The sequence below is a fragment of the Pseudomonas sp. CH235 genome (genome assembly GCF_004368175.1).
In the GTDB taxonomy this organism is placed as follows: Bacteria; Pseudomonadota; Gammaproteobacteria; order Pseudomonadales; family Pseudomonadaceae; genus Aquipseudomonas; species Aquipseudomonas paraglycinae.
Map to the genome: position 1 here is coordinate 1 of NZ_RRZJ01000045.1, position 18,242 is coordinate 18,242.

18 protein-coding genes and 1 pseudogene are annotated in these 18,242 nt (G+C 61.4%); 9 read left to right on the top strand and 10 right to left on the bottom strand.

Annotation, left to right across the window (positions count from 1 at the left end; genetic code table 11):
• Together EIY71_RS27275 and EIY71_RS27280 are read left to right on the top strand one after the other, a co-directional pair.
• Positions 1–777, top strand: a 777-nt coding sequence (locus EIY71_RS27275) for an S-type pyocin domain-containing protein (protein ID WP_178083798.1), incomplete at its 5' end; no start/stop codon positions are given.
• A 6-nt stretch (positions 778–783) separates the two neighbouring features.
• A complete protein-coding gene (locus EIY71_RS27280) occupies positions 784–1,035 on the top strand; it encodes a bacteriocin immunity protein (protein ID WP_134023818.1) in 252 nt (83 codons plus the stop codon).
• Positions 1,036–1,112: 77 nt separating this feature from the next.
• Here EIY71_RS27280 and EIY71_RS27285 read toward each other — a convergent pair whose 3' ends face one another.
• The gene (locus EIY71_RS27285) at positions 1,113–2,219 is read right to left on the bottom strand and encodes a DUF2817 domain-containing protein (RefSeq protein WP_134023820.1); all 1,107 of its coding nucleotides are present in this window, start codon (positions 2,217–2,219) and stop codon (positions 1,113–1,115) included.
• Positions 2,220–2,374: 155 nt separating this feature from the next.
• Between EIY71_RS27285 and ggt the strand changes: the two genes are divergently transcribed.
• A complete protein-coding gene (gene ggt / locus EIY71_RS27290) occupies positions 2,375–4,207 on the top strand; it encodes a gamma-glutamyltransferase (RefSeq protein WP_134023822.1) in 1,833 nt (610 codons plus the stop codon).
• Between the two features lie 87 nt (positions 4,208–4,294).
• Here ggt and EIY71_RS27295 read toward each other — a convergent pair whose 3' ends face one another.
• The 6 genes and pseudogenes from EIY71_RS27295 to EIY71_RS27315 form a co-directional block, all read right to left on the bottom strand.
• Positions 4,295–4,516: a helix-turn-helix transcriptional regulator gene (locus EIY71_RS27295; protein WP_102687521.1), complete on the bottom strand. Its 222-nt coding sequence runs from the start codon at positions 4,514–4,516 to the stop codon at positions 4,295–4,297.
• Positions 4,517–4,523: 7 nt separating this feature from the next.
• Positions 4,524–5,084 (bottom strand): DUF2975 domain-containing protein, encoded by a 561-nt coding sequence (locus EIY71_RS27300; RefSeq protein WP_102687520.1) that lies wholly within the window; start codon positions 5,082–5,084, stop codon positions 4,524–4,526.
• Between the two features lie 92 nt (positions 5,085–5,176).
• On the bottom strand, positions 5,177–5,776 hold the full coding sequence (locus EIY71_RS27305) for a flavin reductase family protein (protein WP_134023824.1): 600 nt from the start codon (positions 5,774–5,776) through the stop codon (positions 5,177–5,179).
• An 87-nt stretch (positions 5,777–5,863) separates the two neighbouring features.
• Complete coding sequence (locus EIY71_RS29010; RefSeq protein ID WP_236676451.1) at positions 5,864–6,295, bottom strand: methyl-accepting chemotaxis protein; 432 nt, start codon at positions 6,293–6,295, stop codon at positions 5,864–5,866.
• A gap of 156 nt (positions 6,296–6,451) precedes the next feature.
• A pseudogene (locus EIY71_RS29015) lies at positions 6,452–7,180 on the bottom strand (PAS domain-containing protein); the annotation flags it as partial.
• A gap of 117 nt (positions 7,181–7,297) precedes the next feature.
• Positions 7,298–8,611, bottom strand: a complete 1,314-nt coding sequence (locus EIY71_RS27315) for an MFS transporter (protein WP_134023828.1) — start codon at positions 8,609–8,611, stop codon at positions 7,298–7,300.
• 199 nt (positions 8,612–8,810) lie between these two features.
• Between EIY71_RS27315 and EIY71_RS27320 the strand changes: the two genes are divergently transcribed.
• From EIY71_RS27320 to EIY71_RS27340, 5 genes are all read left to right on the top strand, one after another.
• A complete protein-coding gene (locus EIY71_RS27320; RefSeq protein WP_007951749.1) occupies positions 8,811–10,229 on the top strand; it encodes a short-chain fatty acid transporter in 1,419 nt (472 codons plus the stop codon).
• Between the two features lie 211 nt (positions 10,230–10,440).
• Positions 10,441–12,138 carry a molecular chaperone HscC gene (locus EIY71_RS27325; RefSeq protein ID WP_085700915.1) on the top strand — a complete coding sequence of 566 codons (1,698 nt, stop codon included), beginning with the start codon at positions 10,441–10,443 and terminating at the stop codon, positions 12,136–12,138.
• A gap of 11 nt (positions 12,139–12,149) precedes the next feature.
• Positions 12,150–13,877 carry a J domain-containing protein gene (locus EIY71_RS27330; protein ID WP_134023830.1) on the top strand — a complete coding sequence of 576 codons (1,728 nt, stop codon included), beginning with the start codon at positions 12,150–12,152 and terminating at the stop codon, positions 13,875–13,877.
• Between the two features lie 61 nt (positions 13,878–13,938).
• Positions 13,939–15,111 (top strand): hypothetical protein, encoded by a 1,173-nt coding sequence (locus EIY71_RS27335; protein ID WP_134023832.1) that lies wholly within the window; start codon positions 13,939–13,941, stop codon positions 15,109–15,111.
• 180 nt (positions 15,112–15,291) lie between these two features.
• On the top strand, positions 15,292–15,819 hold the full coding sequence (locus EIY71_RS27340; protein WP_102687515.1) for an SET domain-containing protein-lysine N-methyltransferase: 528 nt from the start codon (positions 15,292–15,294) through the stop codon (positions 15,817–15,819).
• Positions 15,820–15,827: 8 nt separating this feature from the next.
• Here EIY71_RS27340 and can read toward each other — a convergent pair whose 3' ends face one another.
• Positions 15,828–16,472: a carbonate dehydratase gene (gene can, locus EIY71_RS27345; protein ID WP_011335942.1), complete on the bottom strand. Its 645-nt coding sequence runs from the start codon at positions 16,470–16,472 to the stop codon at positions 15,828–15,830.
• A gap of 142 nt (positions 16,473–16,614) precedes the next feature.
• On the opposite strand from can, the gene EIY71_RS27350 reads away from it, so the two are divergent.
• Complete coding sequence (locus EIY71_RS27350) at positions 16,615–17,019, top strand: serine kinase/phosphatase (RefSeq protein WP_102716933.1); 405 nt, start codon at positions 16,615–16,617, stop codon at positions 17,017–17,019.
• A gap of 15 nt (positions 17,020–17,034) precedes the next feature.
• Here EIY71_RS27350 and rimI read toward each other — a convergent pair whose 3' ends face one another.
• Together rimI and EIY71_RS27360 are read right to left on the bottom strand one after the other, a co-directional pair.
• Complete coding sequence (rimI, locus tag EIY71_RS27355; RefSeq protein ID WP_102687513.1) at positions 17,035–17,487, bottom strand: ribosomal protein S18-alanine N-acetyltransferase; 453 nt, start codon at positions 17,485–17,487, stop codon at positions 17,035–17,037.
• Positions 17,480–18,226: an energy transducer TonB gene (locus EIY71_RS27360; protein WP_134023834.1), complete on the bottom strand. Its 747-nt coding sequence runs from the start codon at positions 18,224–18,226 to the stop codon at positions 17,480–17,482. The genes rimI and EIY71_RS27360 overlap by 8 nt, the downstream gene beginning before the upstream one ends.
• Positions 18,227–18,242 lie beyond the last annotated feature (16 nt).

Sequence of the window (18,242 nt, forward strand, 5' to 3'; positions counted from 1 at the left end):
ACCACTCGCGTGCGGTTCCAGTTCCGACGCGATGCCGAAGGGGTCATGCAGGTCTACGGCATCCACACCGGAGCCTCGGGCGACGACTCGGTGCGTACCGTAAAAGTCGAGTGGAACAACGACAAGAGCGCCATGGAGGCGAAGCTCAACGACATCACGATTTTGTGGACGCCGCAACGCGGGCCGCTGGGAGCGATGCCGCCGCTGGTTTATCCGGAGCACGGCGAACCACTGAGCACGATCCTCGTCCACCCGATCGCCGCGAACACCGACAGCCAGATAGAAATCCTGCCCGGCGAAGACATCACCGCCGAGGATTGTATTCTGGTGTTTCCGGCTGAGACCGGGCTGAAGTCGTTGTATGTGGTGTTTTCGAAACCGGCGAGATTGATGCCGGAGACGGTGACGGGGATTGGTGAGGATGTTTCCGGTGTATGGCTGGCAGGAGCTGGAACAGGGATTGGAGTGCCGATTCCGACGCGGATTGCGGACAGACTCAGAGGGAGGGAGTTTTCAAACTTCGACGCGTTCAGAAAAGCATTCTGGCAAGCCGTGCGGGATGATCCAGAACTTTTCGATCAGTTCAATTCGGATGCCCAAGATCGTTTAATGTCGGGCAACGCACCCGCGGTTCGAGACAGGGAGTCTGTAGGCACAAGAGGGGTATTTGAAATACATCACGTCGAGCGGATCACTGATGGCGGCGCTGTCTACGACATAGACAACCTCCGAATCAACACCCCTAAAAATCACATCTTTCAACACAAAAAACAGTGAACGCACATGGAAAAAATATCTGAATACACTGAAACCGAATTTATCCGTTTCATCGAAAAAATACGTGCCACCAATAAAAGTGGATCGGATACGGAGCTTGGCGAGCTGCTGGCACAATTCAGAAAGCTTACCGGCCACCCGGACGGCACCGACTTGATTTTTTATCCCGAACCAGGAGAGGACAACTCTGCCGTGGGCATTACGAAGACCGTAAGAGAATGGCGCGCCGCCAACGGACTGCCAGGATTCAAGCAGTAACCCTCCGGCATCCATAGTCAAAACCGCTGCGCATCACCAGGCAGTCAAAACGGCTTACCGAAAGGTAAGCCGTTTGTTTATCCCTCGCCCATTAACGCCGCCAGCCCTCTCGCCCAAATCTGCCGCGTCCGCAAACCGACAATCGCCCGCCAGTCCGGATCCGCCGGATAAAACTGCTCCAGCAGATTCAACTTGATCGCCCTCCCCGTCGCATCCAGCGGATCGCCATGCAGATGCAGCCAGTGATCGTCGCGCAGATAACGATGCACGTCCGGCCCCGGATAAGTCCCGCACTCGATCACGAACGGCATCAGTTGCACATTCGGCAACGCGTTGAGCAACGCCTGCGAGGTGTAACCGGTAGCGGTTGCCGCGACACCGGTTTCGCTCAGGGTTTCGGCGCCGGTGTGCAGCGTGTAGAGCCACGGGCCGTAAATCGATTGCGCTTGGGCCAGTGCTGGATACGGCGCTTGGGTAATCGTCAGCAGCATCGGATGCCCGTACTCACCGGCGCCGGTGTGCAGGTCGAAACACATCACGGTTTCAGCACCGGCCAGATGATTCTCGATGATGGAATGCAGCGTGCGATTCGACCAGCTCGGCGCGAGTCCGCCAAAAAACAATCCGTCGGGATGACTGTGCTGCCCGCCCTCGACAATCGACATGACTGCCGGCCAGCCATGCTCGGCAATTTGCGCATCCAGCAAGGCATCAGCCTTTTGCCGCTCGGGACCATTCAAGTCGGTGCAGGCGTAGATTTCATGCAGCGCGACGTAAGCGCGGTTGTCCGGAAGTGGTCGGTTGAAATCCAGGTGATTGCGGTTGAGGTCGATGTTGTCTTCATTGACCCGCCGCAGCCACGCCGTGCCCCACGGGTTGATCAGGTGAACCATCACCACCGCGACATCCTTCGGCAGAGACTCCGGCGTGAAATGCTTGAACCAGTCGATCTGGCACTCCGAACCGTAATAACCCTCAACCCCGTGGGTGCCGCTGAGCGCCACCAGGCGCCGTTTGGCCGCTGGATCCCCCAGCACCGCCACATCGGTACTCAAAGACTCGCCAAAAGGCCCATTGAGCGGATGCGCGTACGAAGAGAGCGTTGCACCCGCCACCTTCGCGGCGGCTAAAAAGCGCTCGCGCTGTTCGCGATAGCTGGGCTGGGTCGGAAACTCGTTGTGCATGGCGGCCTCTTGTTGATTGTTCTGGCTTCACGTTTGCCCATGACCCTACAGAAAATCCGCCAAGGCATGAAGGACAAAGGTGCCTGCGGTTTGCGTCGTACACGGTCGGCCGATACAGTCCGTCAGACCTTTATCCCACGGACGGAGAGCCCCGCGTGTTTCCAGCCCTGCCCCTGAACCGGTTTCGCCTGCCCGCCCTGACGCTGATCGTCAGCGCCATCGCCCTCACGGCCTGCAACGCCCCGCCTTCCTCGACCTTGCCGCTGGCACCGGAAGCCGCCTCCGGTTACCGCACCGGCCTACAAGCCAGCCACGCCGAAAAACACATGGCCGCCGCTGCCAATCCGCTGGCCGCCGAGGCCGGTCGCGAGATGTTGCGTCAGGGTGGTTCCGCCATCGATGCCGCTATAGCGATGCAAGCGGTGCTGACCCTGGTCGAACCGCAATCCTCCGGGATCGGTGGTGGCGCGATGATCGTGCTGTGGGACGGCAAACAGGTGCGCACCTACGACGGTCGTGAAACGGCACCGGCGGGTGCGACCGAGAAACTGTTTCTGCAGGCCGACGGTAAACCGATGCCGTTCCCGCAGGCGCAGATCGGTGGACGCTCTGTCGGCACGCCGGGGGTGATGCGTGCATTGGAGCTGGCGCACAAAAAGCACGGCCGCTTGCCATGGGCGACATTGTTCGAGCCGGCAATCAAACTCGCCGAGCAAGGTTTCGCGATCTCCCCACGCCTGCATTCACTGCTGGAATCCGACCCGGTGATTCGCCGCTCGCCGGACATGGCCAGGTACTTTCTGAACAGCGATGGCAGCGTCAAAGCCGTCGGCACGCGACTGCAAAACCCGGCGCTGGCCGCCGTGCTCAAACGCATCGCCAACGAAGGTGCGGACGCGCTGTACAAAGGCCCGATCGCCGAAGAAATCGTGGCCAAGGTTCAGGGCCACGCCAACCCCGGCAGCCTGTCGCTGAACGACCTTCAGCACTATCAGGCCAAGGAGCGCGCGCCACTGTGCACCGACTACAAACGCTGGCAGGTTTGCGGGATGCCGCCGCCATCATCAGGCGGGATTGCGGTGGCGCAGACTCTCGGCACCCTGCAGGCGCTGGAAACCCGCGATCCGCGTCTGGCCCTGACGCCGCTCAAGCCAGTGAAAACCGATAGACCCGCCGGGATCGAACCTGCGCCGCTAGCCGTGCACCTGATCGCCGAAGCCGAGCGCCTGGCCTACGCCGACCGCGCGCAATACGTAGCCGATACCGACTTCGTGCCGGTGCCGGTCAAAGGTTTGGTCGACCCGGGTTACCTGGCCAGCCGCGCCAGCCTGATCGGCGAACGCAGCATGGGCACCGCCAAACCCGGCACACCGCCGGGCGTACAGGTCGCCTACGCGCCGGATCGCTCGCCGCTGCGCATTTCCACCTCGCAAGTGGTGGCGGTCGATGACTTCGGTGGCGCCGTGTCGATGACCACCACCATCGAAGCAGCGTTCGGCTCGCACCTGATGGTTCAGGGTTTCCTGCTCAACAACCAGATGACCGACTTCTCGTTCATCCCGGAAGAGAACGGACAGAAAGTCGCCAACCGCGTGGAGCCCGGCAAACGCCCGCGCTCGTCGATGGCGCCGACCCTGATCTTCGACCGCAAAAGCGGCGAGTTCGTCGCCACCGTCGGCTCTCCCGGCGGCTCGCAGATCATCGAGTACGTGGCCAAAACCACCGTCGGCCTGCTCGACTGGAACCTCGACCCGCAAAGCGCCATCAGCCTGCCCAACTTCGGCAGCCGCAACGGCCCCACTGAACTGGAACAGGGCCAGTTCAGCCCGACGCTGATCCAGGCACTCAAGGACAAGGGCCACACCGTCAACGAAATCGACATGACCAGCGGCACCCAGGCCATCGTGCGGGTCAAGGATGCTCAAGGGAAGGCAACGCTGGCAGGCGGGGCAGATCCTCGGCGTGAAGGGGTAGCGTTGGGGGATTGAATCAGCACTGCCAACTGAAAAAGGCTTACCGAGAGGTAAGCCTTTTTTGTATGTCCATGAATTCATTTCCAGCGCCAACTGAAACCCTCAGGCGTCACCCTCCTCCCCCGCCACCCGAACCAGCAGATCCCCGGGCTGACAGTTGAGGTACTCGCAGATGGCATCCAGGGTCGCCAGTCGCAGCCCTTTGACCTTGCCCTGTTTGAACAGCGACAGGTTGGCCTCGGTGATGCCGATGGCGGCTGCAAGGTCTTTGGATTTGACCTTGCGCAGCGCGAGCATCACATCCAGTTGAATCACGATAGGCATGAGGACCTCAAATAAACGTACGGTTTTCCCGATCCACTTCGCTGGCCTGCGCCAGAATCCGCGCGATGATCGAAATGCACGCGGCCAGAAACAACGCGACGAATGAGGCCGCCGTGATGCTCAGGGTAAACAACCGCTCACCGACCGGCGCGTTCTGGGTGACCCACAGGCTGAGCATCGGCTCACAGAGGAAATCCAGCAGCACCCAGATCGCCACGGCTCGCCCGACCTTGCCCAGATGCTCCGCTGTTTCCCGGGCAAAATACTCACCCCGCGCATAACTCTGAAACAGCCGGCGCAAATGGTTCAGGCCCGATGCCAGCGCCAGCAGGGGAATGCTCGACAGCACGATCCCGCCCAGCTTCTGCCACCATGGAAACAGCGTGGCGGCGTCGGCCATGTGTGACAGCTGGCGCTCGGTCAGCGCAAACCCCAATCCCCAGCCTTCCTTTTCCGCCAACGGTGGGTAAACCCAAATGACAGCATTGAGCAGCAGCATCACGACGATCAGGATCAACGTCACCGTCGCCATGCGCCGACTGAATTGCACGAGCCCGTGGGTGGTCATGGGAAAGCCTCACAAGAATGAATGTGAGCACCACCCTAACGATTAAAATTATCGAATAACAATAATTAATTGCTGCAAAAAATTAATAACCGTCAGACATCAAGATTTTTACCGACCACCGGATCACCGATCTTCAGAAAGTTGCCACCGGCCACGTGATGCAGCGTGCGCAGCTCATCGTGCCCTTCAAAATGCCAGCGTCCATCGCTGAACACCCGCGAATCAGCCTGCGCCGCGATCACCTCGGCGAGGAACAGATCGTATTGCTCGTGATTGTGCGGCTCCGGCAGCAACCGGCATTCGAGCCAGGCCACGCAACCATCCAGCATTGGTGCCTCGACCTGCTCGCCAGCAAAGCTCTGCAAGCCGTACGCCTGAAACTTGTCCTGACCTTGATCGCGATTGATTTCCAGGCCCGATGTCGAGCCGACGGTCTGCACGATGTCGGCCTGATTCACGCAAGGAACGTTGAGAACAAAGGTGCCCGAGGCCTCGAGCAATTGTCGGGTCCAGGTAGATTTGTCGAGAACTACCGCGACTTTCGGCGGTTCGAAATCCAGCGGCATGGCCCACGCAGCCGCCATGATGTTGCGCTGCCCGTCATGGGCGGCGCTGACCAGCACGGTCGGCCCGTGATTGAGCAGACGGTAGGCTTTGTTCAGGGGAACCGGGCGACGGAAGGACTCGCTCATGGGATCTGCTCCGGGAAAAAGAGCCGATTGTAGCGGGATAAAAACAACCAAGGGATGGCCGTGAACCATCCCTTCGCCTGGCAGGCATCAGTTGGATAACTGGTTGGCGAACTGGCCGACTGCATCCACCACTTTCTGCGCGCCGTCCTGAATCTCGACGATCACCGTACCGGCCTCCGCCGCCAGCGCCAGCCCTTGTTCGGCCTGTTGCTTGCCGTCGGTCATCAGGGCCACGGCGTTGCGCGCCATGTCCTGGTTCTGGCGCACCACACCGACGATTTCTTCGGTCGCCTGGCTGGTGCGCGAAGCCAGTTGCCGCACTTCGTCGGCCACCACCGCAAAGCCTCGGCCCTGCTCACCCGCGCGAGCGGCTTCGATGGCCGCGTTAAGCGCCAACAGGTTGGTCTGTTCGGCAATGCCGCTGATGGTCTTGACGATGGTGCCGATTACCTGGGATTGCTCGTTCAGCGCCTCGATGCCTTCGCCGGCGGTCTGCATGTGCTTCGACAGATCGCGCATCACGTTGACCGCTTCCGTCACCACACGGGTGCCGCGCTGGGCGGTGCTGTCGGTCTGCAGGGACGTGCTGTAGGCGATGTTGGCGGCGTCGGCGACGGCCTGTTCCTGATTGACCTGATCGGTGATCACCGTGGCGAACTTCACCACTTTGTAGAGTTTTTCGTTGGCGTCGAGCACCGGGTTGTAGGACGCCTCCAGCCAGACCGTCCGGCCATGGCTGTCGACCCGCTTGAAGCGGCCGGCGACAAATTCGCCATTGTTCAGACGACGCCAGAAGTTCTGGTACTCGGCGCTGTTGTACTCCTCCGGCTCGCAGAACTGGCGGTGATGTTTGCCCTTGATCTGCGCCAGGCTGTAACCCATCCCTTGCAGGAACCGTTCATTGGCACTCAGCACGTTACCGCTGAGGTCGAACTCGATCACGGCGGTCGAACGCACCAGCGCGCCGATCAGGTTTTCGTGTTCGCGGGAGGCCTCGATAGTGCGGGTCAGGTCGCTGGAGAAAATCGAGAAATGCTTGATCCGGCCATCCGACGAGCGAATCGGCTGCACGATCGAACGCAACCACGCCTCTTCGCCGTTACCGCGGGAAAGACGCACAGCGCCGGCGAAATGCTCGCCACGGGTCAGGGCGGCCTTGAAGCGGTGATGAAACTCGTCCGACTTCACATGGGCCGGCACGATATCTTCGATGGCGCGGCCGATCAGGTCGTGGCTCTTGTAGAGCATTTCGTCGAGGAAGTTCTGATTGACCGACTGAATCCGTCCGTCGGGCTCAAGGGTGAGCACCAGCATCTCGCTTTCCAGGCTCTCCTTCACTTGCAGAAGGCTGGAGAGTTCTTCACGAAGAGCCGCCAGCTCTTGCTTCAGGCGTTTGTTGAACATGGGAAAGCACCGATGGACTGGATGGAGAGCGGGTATGCAGCCTAACCATCGGCCTTGGAAATCTTTTCTGAAGAGCGCTTGAGGCGTGTCCTACAAAAATAGTTACGCCTCGACAATTCAGGCGGTGCCGGCCACCGCACAGTGATCTGCGCGCGGCATGCGCGAGCCGAAATAAGCTGCGCTGACGACGCCCACCACGCCCATCACCGCGCAGAACATCACGCAGATCCACGGACTCCACGGCATCAGACCGATCAGCAGCAACGGCGTGACACTGGCCCAGGCGGCGTAGGCAATGTTGTAGGTGAAGGAGATCCCGGAAACGCGGATCCGCGCCGGGAACAGGCTGACCATCACCGACGGCACCGCACCGACCACGCCACAGCACAAGCCGGCGATGGCGTAGGCCAGACCGACCCAATCCCCGCCGCTGATCAGGCAGCTATAAAGCAGACCGATGCCCAGCGGCAGCAGCAGACTGTAAAGCATGACCGTGCGCCAGGCGCCGATGCGATCGACCAGCCGGCCGGCGATCACGCAGCCGATGTTCAGGAAAACAATGCCCAGCGCGCTCAGCGCGAAGGTGTGGCCGGCGGTCATGCCGAAGGTTTTTTGCATCATGGTCGGGGTGATGACCACGAACACCACCACTGCCGAGGTCAGCACGCAGGTCAGGAGCATCGCCGGCAACATGGCCAGCCGATGATCGCGCAGCACGGTGCGCAACGGCAGTTCGACCCGCGCCTCGCGCTGCGCTTCCATGGCCATGAACACCGGGGTTTCGCTCAGCCAGCGGCGCAGCCAGACACCGATCACGCCGAACACACCACCAAGCAGGAACGGATAACGCCACGCGTAATCCAGCACTTCGGCCGGGGTGAACACTTGCGCCAGAAAAGTCGCGGTCAATGCGCCGATCAGATAACCGAAGGTCAGCCCGGCCTGCAGAAAGCCCAGGGCATAACCGCGATGCCCGGCCGGAGCATGCTCGGCCACGAATACCCAGGCGCTCGGCACTTCACCGCCCACCGCCGCGCCTTGCAGGATGCGCAGCGCCAGCAGCAGCAACGGTGCGAAATAACCGATCTGTGCATAAGTCGGCATGATCCCGATCAGCAGGCACGGCAGCGCCATCATCAGGATGCTCAGGCTGAAAACCTTCTTGCGCCCCAGCCGGTCGGCGAAATGCGCCATCAGGATCCCGCCCAGCGGGCGCGCCAGATAGCCGGTGACGAAGATCCCGAAGCTTTGCAGCAGGCGCAGCCACTCGGGCATTTCCGGCGGGAAGAACAGCTGGCTGAGGGTCAGGGCGAAGAACACGAAAATGATGAAATCGTAGATCTCCAGCGCCCCGCCCAGGGCCGCGAGGCCGAGGGTCTTGTAGTCGGAACGGCTGAACGGCGCCGGTCGGGCAGTGGAATGGGCAGTCATGGCAAAGAACTCTGGCAGGCAAAAAACCAAGGCGCCCATGGTCTACGCAAACGGGCCGCCGGACAACCCGTTAGACCATAGTCTGATTCGGCAAAACACGGTCACAAAAATCCGCCGGTTGATTTACTGTTGGCACCTGTCCAGACGGGCCGGCCAAGCCCCGAAGACCACAATAAACATAAAAATCCGAGGTACTCCCGTGGCCGTTGATATCGAAGATAGCCGCTCTGCGCGCTTTGCCTTGCGCTGTTCAAGTTTCGCCGAACGCTGGTTTCCCGACTCCTGGGTATTCGCCGCGCTGGCGGTGATCATCGTCGCGCTGGCGACCCTGGCCATGGGCGCCAAACCCACCGACGCGGCCATGGCCTTCGGTGACGGGTTCTGGAGCCTGATCCCGTTCACCATGCAGATGGCCTTCGTGGTGATCGGTGGTTATGTCGTGGCCAGTTCGCCGCCCGCCGTAAAGCTGATCGATCGCCTGGCGCGGATCCCGAAGAACGGTCGCTCGGCCGTGGCCTGGGTCGCGCTGATTTCGATGGTCGCGTCCTTGTTGAACTGGGGCCTGTCGCTGGTGTTCGGCGGTCTGCTGGTGCGCGCTCTCGCCCGCCGCACCGATCTGAAAATGGACTACCGCGCCGCCGGTGCCGCCGCCTATCTTGGCCTCGGCGCCGTGTGGGCGCTGGGCCTGTCGTCGTCCGCCGCGCAGTTGCAGGCCAACCCGGCCAGTCTGCCGCCTTCGATCCTGTCGATCACCGGGGTGATTCCGTTCACCCAAACGATTTTCCTCTGGCAGTCGGGAGTCATGCTGCTGGCGCTGATCGTGATTTCGATCATCATCGCCTACGCCACCGCGCCCGGCCCGAACTCGGCGCGTGACGCCAAGGCCTGCGGCATCGACCCGGCCTTCAACCTGCCACCGCTGCAACCGCGTACCCGCCCAGGCGAATGGCTGGAACACAGCCCCCTGCTGATCATTCTGCTGGTGCTGCTGGCGGCCGGATGGCTGTTCCACGAGTTCTCGACCAAACCGGCGATCACCGCGATTTCCGGGCTCAACACCTACAACTTCCTGTTCATCATGCTCGGCGCGTTGCTGCACTGGCGCCCGCGCAGTTTCCTCGATGCGGTGTCGCGTGCCGTGCCGACCACCACCGGGGTGCTGATCCAGTTCCCGCTGTACGGTTCGATTGCCGCGCTGATGACCACGGTCAAGGGCACTGACGCCCAGACCCTGGCCCATCACATCTCGACGTTCTTCGTCAGCATCGCTTCCCACGACACCTATGCACTGCTGATGGGCGTGTACTCGGCGATTCTCGGTTTCTTCATTCCGTCCGGCGGCGGCAAGTGGATCATCGAGGCGCCGTACGTGATGCAGGTGGCCAACGATCTGAACTATCACCTCGGTTGGGCGGTGCAGATCTACAACGCCGCCGAAGCCTTGCCGAACCTGATCAACCCGTTCTACATGCTGCCGTTGCTGGGCGTGCTGGGGCTGAAGGCGCGGGATCTGATCGGTTTCTCGTTCGTGCAATTACTGGTGCACACGCCGTTGGTATTGGTGCTGCTGTGGGCGCTGGGCACGACGCTTTCGTACTTGCCGCCGGTCATGCCTTAAACGATGACCACAGGGCGCCGGCTCCGGCGCCCTGTCTTTCCCTTCGACCCCTTCGACAAAAAGCGACCCGGACCATCCCTCCTGCGGTTGCCTGTCGTAAATAATGGCTCAGAGCCATCATCTTTCTTTACCGCGCCACTGCCTCGGTAATATTCTTGCGCGCCCCATATCTGTTTCATTTTTTGTCTGAGCGCAAAGGGAGTTCGTTGCAATGATCGTCGGGATTGACCTGGGAACCACCAACAGCCTTGTTGCCGTATGGCGCGGCGATGCCACTGAGTTGGTGCCTAACGCCCTGGGGCAGTTCCTGACACCCAGCGTGGTGGGCCTGGACGATCAGGGCCGGATTCTGGTCGGGCAAGCTGCTCGCGAACGCCTGCACACTCATCCGCGCCTGACCGCTTCGCTGTTCAAGCGCCATATGGGCAGTGCGACGGAGGTCTACCTCGGGGATAAAAAATTCCGTCCGGAAGAGCTGTCGGCGCTAGTGCTCAAGAGCCTGAAAGAAGACGTCGAGCGCACTTACGGCCAGACCGTCACGGAAGCCGTGATCAGCGTTCCGGCCTATTTCAGCGACGCCCAGCGCAAGGCCACGCGCATTGCCGGTGAACTGGCGGGCCTCAAAGTCGAAAAGCTGATCAACGAACCCACCGCGGCTGCACTCGCCTACGGCTTGCATCAACGGGACAAGGAAACGTCGTTCCTGGTGTTCGACTTGGGCGGCGGTACGTTCGACGTGTCGATTCTCGAACTCTTCGAGGGGGTCATGGAGGTGCGCGCCAGCGCCGGTGACAACTTCCTCGGCGGCGAGGATTTCGACAACGTGCTGCTTGAGCACTTTATCGATCAGCATCGCAACGTGTCGGACTTCCCCGAGCGCTCGACCATCCTCCAGCCGCTGCGCCGCGAGGCAGAACGTGTGCGCCGTGCACTGGGTCAGGACGCCAGCACCGAATTCAGATTGCAGGTTGGCGAAAAGCAATGGACCCAGACCATCACTCAGGCGCAAATGGCGACGCTGTACATGCCGCTGCTCGAACGTCTGCGCGCGCCGATCGAACGGGCCCTGCGTGACGCACGCATCCGCGTCAGCGACCTCGATGAAATCCTGCTGGTCGGCGGCACCACCCGCATGCCGCTGGTGCGCAAACTGGCTGCCGGGCTGTTCGGCCGCTTCCCGTCGATCAGCCTCGATCCGGATCAAGTGGTCGCTCAGGGCGCGGCGATTCAGGCAGCGCTCAAGGCCCGTTCGGCCGCGCTGGAAGAAGTGGTGCTCACTGATGTCTGCTCCTACACCTTGGGGATCGAGACTTCCACGCAGGTCGGTCGCCAGTATGAAAGCGGTCACTACCTGCCGATCATCGAGCGCAACAGCATCGTCCCGGTCAGCCGGGTGAAAACCGTGCAGACCCTTCACGACAATCAGGAACAGGTCGTCGTGAAAATCTTTCAGGGCGAAAGCCGCCTGGTCAAAGACAACGTGGCGCTCGGCCAACTGGACATCAAGGTGCCCAAGCGCAAGGCCGGCGAAGTCGAGCTGGATGTGCGCTTCACCTACGACAACAACGGTTTGCTGGAAGCCCAGGTCAGCATTCCCCTGACCGGTCAGCAACATTCGCTGGTCATCGAAAACAACCCCGGCGTGCTGACGCCGGAGGAAATCCAGCAGCGTCTGCAAGCCTTGGCGCAATTGAAGATCCATCCGCGCGAGCAACAGGTGAACACCCTGCTCAGCGCACGGCTGGAACGTCTGTATCAGGAAAGCCTGGGCGACCTGCGCGATCAGATCGGCTACTGGGCCAAGCAATTCCAGCAGGCGCTGGATTCCCAGGACGAGCGGCAGATCCGTGAAACCCGTACCGAACTGAGCAAGCAGTTGAGCGCCCTCGACCGTAACCCCTGGCAGTAAGGAAGCACGACATGGAATGCTGGTCTGTCCTGCAACTGCCCGAAGACGCCGGGCTGCGTGATATCAAACGCAGTTATGCGCGGCTGCTGAAAGTCTTTCGGCCCGATGAAGATGCCGCAGGCTTCCAGCGCCTGCGCGAGGCCTATGAGCGCGCACTGTCGATTGCCCAATGGCGCCTGGAAAACGAAGAGACCGAGGAGCACGGCGACGTCGTGCTGGCTCCTGGGATCGCCGCGCTGGCGGTGCAAGAGCAATCCATGGTTCAGCCGCTGCAGAAGACCGGGACCGATGCGTGGGAGTACCCTGCGGCGCTATTCGAACCGGTGCCCCCGGCCGCGCCCGAAGCACCGCTCGAGTCGCAGACCTTGCGGGTACAGCCCCTGAATCCGGAGCCTCTTAACCTGGAGCCCGAGCAGCCGACTGCCGACCCGGCCATTGAAGCCGCATCGCTATTGCTGAACGGCCTCTCGGACAACAATCTGGATGAGCGCTGGGAGCAAGCGCGCCAGCAGAATTGTGCGCAAGCGTTCCAGACACTGTTGCTGACGTTGTGCTTCGATCGACCCGCCCTGCGCCTTCCGATTGCCCGTTGGGCGGTGCAGCACCTCGGTTGGCTGGGCCCTTGGCAGGAAATCGTCATCGGCGACGGGCAGCGCAGCATTATCGCCAACGAGTTGCTGACGGATTACCGGCAATCGCTGGAAACGCTGCTCGCCTCGCAAAACGAGCGTGAATGTCTCGCGCAGCTCAAGACTTACACGGTCCAACCCTGGCTCCAGGTGTTCGACCGTCGGGAACATTGGCAGCAGATCATCCTGCAACTGCTGCAGGACACAGAGTGGAGCGTTCCGCTGTTCGACCGTATCTCCCAATTATTTGGCTGGGACGACACCAAGGGTATTCATCCGCAACCGGACTGGCTCTGGCAGGCGCTGATCGAGCGCTGCAACCAGGAAAGCCTCTACGACACCCTGTGCGCCCGGGCCGAAGATCAGCGCAACGGGTCGCCCGACGCTCTGGCCGCGCGGATGCTGATCAGCCCGATGAAGCCGCGGCAACAGAAAGACATGACCGACCGGTTCATTCCGGCGGACTGGCAGGCCTGCCAGCAGTTGTCGGAAACCCTCAAGTGGCGCTTTCCCGACCTGCTCGCCCGCCTGCCCTACGCCGACGTTTTCTACTGGCGACGCTTTCTGCCGCGTTACATTGCCGCCGAAACCTGGTTGCGCTCGTGGGCCGCGATTGCGCTGGCGCTGTGGCTGTTTTATCTCCCCACCGAGCACAAGACCACGGCAATGAGCATCGTCATTCCCCTGGCCTTCGCCTGCGTTCCTGTATGGTTTTTTCGGATCGGCTTGAGTTACTGGTTTCTGATCAGCGCCCATTTGATCGTTCAGGATCTGTGGTTGACCGAAAGGATCATTCCGCGCCGATGGAACCCTGATACCCGCTGGCTCGTGCTGCGCCATGGCGTACCGCAAGCCGTCATGATCCTGCTGTTCTCGGTCATGCTCGGTGGGCTGGGAGCCTTCACCTATATCGGGGTGATCCTGATCGGGCTCTGGCACAAGCGGCGCATCGGTACGCTCGACCCGGAGTTCAGCGACAAGCACCCGTGGCTGACCGCGCTGCACTGGGCGCATTTCAGCCCGTTGCAACTGCTGTTTCTGGTGGTCATGACCGGCGTGATTCTCGCCAGTCAGCTTGGTTATTCGCTGAAACACCTGTTCCCCGGCTAGGCTGGACGCGGGCCGGATTGCCCTCCACCAAGGTTTTACCCTCGCTGAAAAGGATCTGAGCATGTTGAAACTCGCAGGCCTCACCCTCGCGGCGCTCACGTTGAGCGCCGCCGCCCACGCCGATGTCGACCTGAAACTGGGCAGCACCGAACGCGTCACCCGCCTCTTCGCCTACCCCAACAATTGCAGCGTGATCTGCTTTCGCAACTGGACGCTGGAGCAGACCGTCGCCCATTACCTGAGCCAGAGCGTGCAGCGCGACGGCTACACCAACGCCAAAGTGCTGGTGAAAAACGACAACGATCAGCTCTACGCCGAAATCAGCGGCGTACCGAAGGGCTACGACAAGCCGCTGACCGCGCTGCTGGATGCCGGTGACCTGGCCTACAACGGCGCCAGTAAACTCAATGCCGACGGCAAATGGGCGTACAGCTGGTACCTGTTCCTGCCACTGGGCATGGCCTTGGAAAACCGCAAGAGTGTCGAGCTGTTGCACTTCCCGCCGGATTACTCACTGACCCAGGCCCAGGATTACCTGCGCTCGAACACCACCGACCGCTGGGCCGCGCTGCTGACCGACAATGGCATCCCCGCCAACCAGACGCCGGCCTACCAGACCATCATCGACATCGCCCCGATCGCCGCGCCCGCCAGCGCCGGCAAGGATCTGGAAGGCGTGTACGACTACTTCAAGGATTACCAGACCACCATGGTCAGGCAGGTCAGTCAGAACGCCGGCGGCGCTGTGCTGCCGATGGTTGCCTTTGGTGCGCCGGTGCGTAACTGGATCAAGCAGCAATACGGCGCGACCGTGAATGTACTGGGTCTGGCAACCATCAGCCCGAGCACGGGGGTGAACGTGCCGGTGCTGGGTTCGAACCACCCGAGCTACATCTGGTACGCCGCCGACCCGAACAACTACACCGGCGACGACGCCCAGGCCAAGGCCGATGCGGCCGGTCTGAAGGTAATGGGGCAAGACCTGAGCGCCGCCTGCTGGCAGGCCGGGATGGGCAGCAAACCGGGCACCGATCCGAAGACACTGCTCAACAGCTGCACCCAGACCTGGCAAGTGACGCAGAAAGCCAAGACCTGCGAGCTGTTCTACACCACGATCCGCAACCAGACCGTGGCACAGGCGGACAAGACCTGCTCGACCGCACCAGTCAAATCCCAGTTGCAACAGCTCAAAAGCCCATTGCCGGACATGGCCGCGCCCGCGGCCCATCTCTGAAAGGACATGCGATGTTCCCGTGTCAGCCTTGGCTGACCCGGGAAAGCGTCTATTTCGCCTGTCAGATCTGACAGTAGACCGCTAATGTGATTTACGGGATCTTGGATCCAATGATCGTGTTGCAGGACTGACAGGACGTCAGCTCGGGAAAGTCGCGACACCTGGCCAACAGGGAACGTTATGAACACTCACGCATTACCGGGTAAACCGGCACGCGATACCGAGGGCATTTATCCTTTTGCCGGACTCCCCGTGCGCATGGGATTTCCGTCAAAACAGGATTTCGAGATTGTTCACGATCCCGAGGGCGTAGCCACCGCTGTCGTAGCGTGCCGGGAGTTCCTGCGCATCACCCGAATGTGCCGGGTTTCAGGCCAGTTGCTGCCCTATCGCTGCCGGCAGACCCGGCAACTGATGCCAGGGATTCATATCTACGATCCACGCTTTTGCGGACTTTTCGAACACTCATGCGATCCAAACACCTTCTTTGACGCAGTAGAATTATGGTTCTGGGCTCTGCGCGACATTGCCGAAGGTGAACGATTGACCATGGACTACACCGCCACCGAAGACAAACTGCTGCGGCAGTTCGCCTGCGGTTGCGGCTCCTCGCGCTGCCGTGGGTGGATCACCGGTTACGACGAATCACCCAATCTTGAAGGCCAGCGCTACTTGTTGAGCTGGCGCCGCCGGCAAGGTTTACGCTGAACGACCGGTCAAGGCGCGCCGACCGGACGCAAACGGTATTGCGGCGGCAATTGCTCGAAACCGCTGATCGTGGTGTTCAGGCTCTTCCAGCGACCATCCTTGATGCCGTAGATGCAGCCGTGGATCGACAGGCTCTGCCCGCGATGCCAGGCGTTCTGGATGATGCTGGTGTGGGCGACGTTGGCCACTTGCTGGATCACGTTGAGCTCGCACAGACGGTCGACCTGTTCTTCTTCGGTCGGCAGCCTGGCCAGTTCTTCGCGCTTTTCGTAGTAGAGGTCGCGGATCGAACGCAGCCAGCCGTCGATCAGACCGAACTGACGATCCTGCATCGACGCCCGCACACCGCCGCAGCCGTAGTGCCCGGTCACCAGAATATGTTTGACCTTGAGCACGTCCACCGCGTACTGGATCACCGACAGGCAGTTGAGGTCAGTGTGCAGCACCACGTTGGCAACGTTGCGGTGAACGAACAGATCGCCCGGCAGCATGCCGACGATTTCGTTGGCCGGCACCCGTGCGTCGGAGCAGCCGATCCACAGATATTCAGGCGTCTGCTGACGGGCCAGCTTGGCGAAGAAATCCGGGTCTTCCTTGGTGATCGCGTCAGCCCAACGCTCGTTGTTATCAATCAGGTCTTGTAAGTCATGCATGCTGTAAGGCCTCAAGAAAGATGCGCTGGTATGACAGTCGACCGCCCGTCGGGGTCACGCGGGGGTCGTGGGTGATTTGCTTTGAATTTCTCGTGCACCCGGTGAGTCCATCCCAGTAAGGCCCACAGTATGAGGAATTGCCATGACTGATTCACGACGCCCCTTCGATGCGGTGCAACCGGAGCCCATCGATGATAACGAAGACCGCATGGGTTCGGTGCACGAGCTGGACTTCGACGACGAACAGCCCAGTGCGAAGATCGGCGATGAGCTGCCCGAACGCGAGCGCGAACAGCTGATGCCCCGTGACCGCGTGCGCGAAGCCGGTTTCACCGGGGCATCGACCGCCGATCACGAACCCACCGACGATGACCTGAGCCCGGAGACCCTGATTCATGAAGATGGCGCCCGGGATGCTCATGAGGTCGGCGAAGGCAATCAGGCCGATTGGGATCTGAGCGTGGTCGACGAGGACGATATCGGCGGCGGCAACGGGCTGGATGAAGCGGAACTGGCGCGTCGCGATCCGCTGGATCGCAAGCGCTGAGGACACCTGCCGCGATCAGTCGACGAGCGTGCAGGCCATGACTACGGCATCTTCACGCCCGCCGACCGCCGGGTAGTAATCCCGGCGCCGGCCGATCTCGTTGAAGCCATAGCGCTCGTAAAGGCGAAAGGCCGACGTGTTGCTGTCGCGCACTTCCAGGAAACATTCCCGGGCATCGGCGGCGTAGGCGCGGGACATCAGGTATTCGAGCAGTGTCAGCCCGAGCCCGCGACCCTGGTTTTCCGGTTTGACCGTGATGTTGAGCAGATGCGCTTCATCGAGAATGATCTGCACCACCCCGTGGCCCACCTGCTGCTCACCTTCGAACATCAGCCAGATCTGGTACTTGCCCAGGCCGTCGAGAAAAATCCCGCGGGTCCACGGATGACTGTACGCGGCATATTCAATCTTCAGCACAGCGTCCAGGTCCGCCTCGGTCATCGGGCGAAACGATACAGCGTCACTCATTCGATTCTTTCCAGCGCGCCATCAGCCGACGCATGGCTTGCCACACGGCGGCCTTGCGCTGTGGCTCTTCCATCAACAATTCCAGCCCGGGCACGGCCCACGCCAGGCCAAGCCCCTCGATTTGCAATTCACGGTTGAACGCCTCGGCCTCCGCTTCGCCGGCAAAACGCACCGCCGGCAGGCCGATCAGCCACAGACAGGCGCACGGCGACGCCTCCATCTGCACCGACAGGAAACCCTGGACGAAATCCCGGGCCGCCTCCGGGCCCTGATCCATCGTGCCGCGGTTCAGCCATGGCCAGCGTACCGGCTCACCGACAATCTGTGGCGCGTCCGGCAGACCGGCGGCACGCAGCATGTCCTTGAGCAGCAGATAAGCCGGATCGCGGGACTGGAAGGCTTCGCCTGTGGGTAACTCCACCAGCAGCAGGCAACGGCCGGCGCGCAGCAATTGCAGGGCAAAGCGCGGTGGCGGCACCGGCGCCGGCCTGGCCACCACAGGTGTTTCGTCGACTTCTTCGACCGGTTTGGCGCCCGTGCGGGTGCTGGCCAGCGAAGGACGCGGAACCTCGATCTTCTGCCGTTCGACCGGACGTGCAGCCGGCTGCACCGGCGCTTCGGCCGGGGTTGCCGGCATTACCGGCGCGGCAATCTCGGGCTCGGGCATGTCCAGCAGCTCGGGCCGCGACGGCGCGGCAAAGGGCAATTCGGTGCGCGGCAGCCAGTTGACCACCTGCATGGCGTTCAAATAGGCG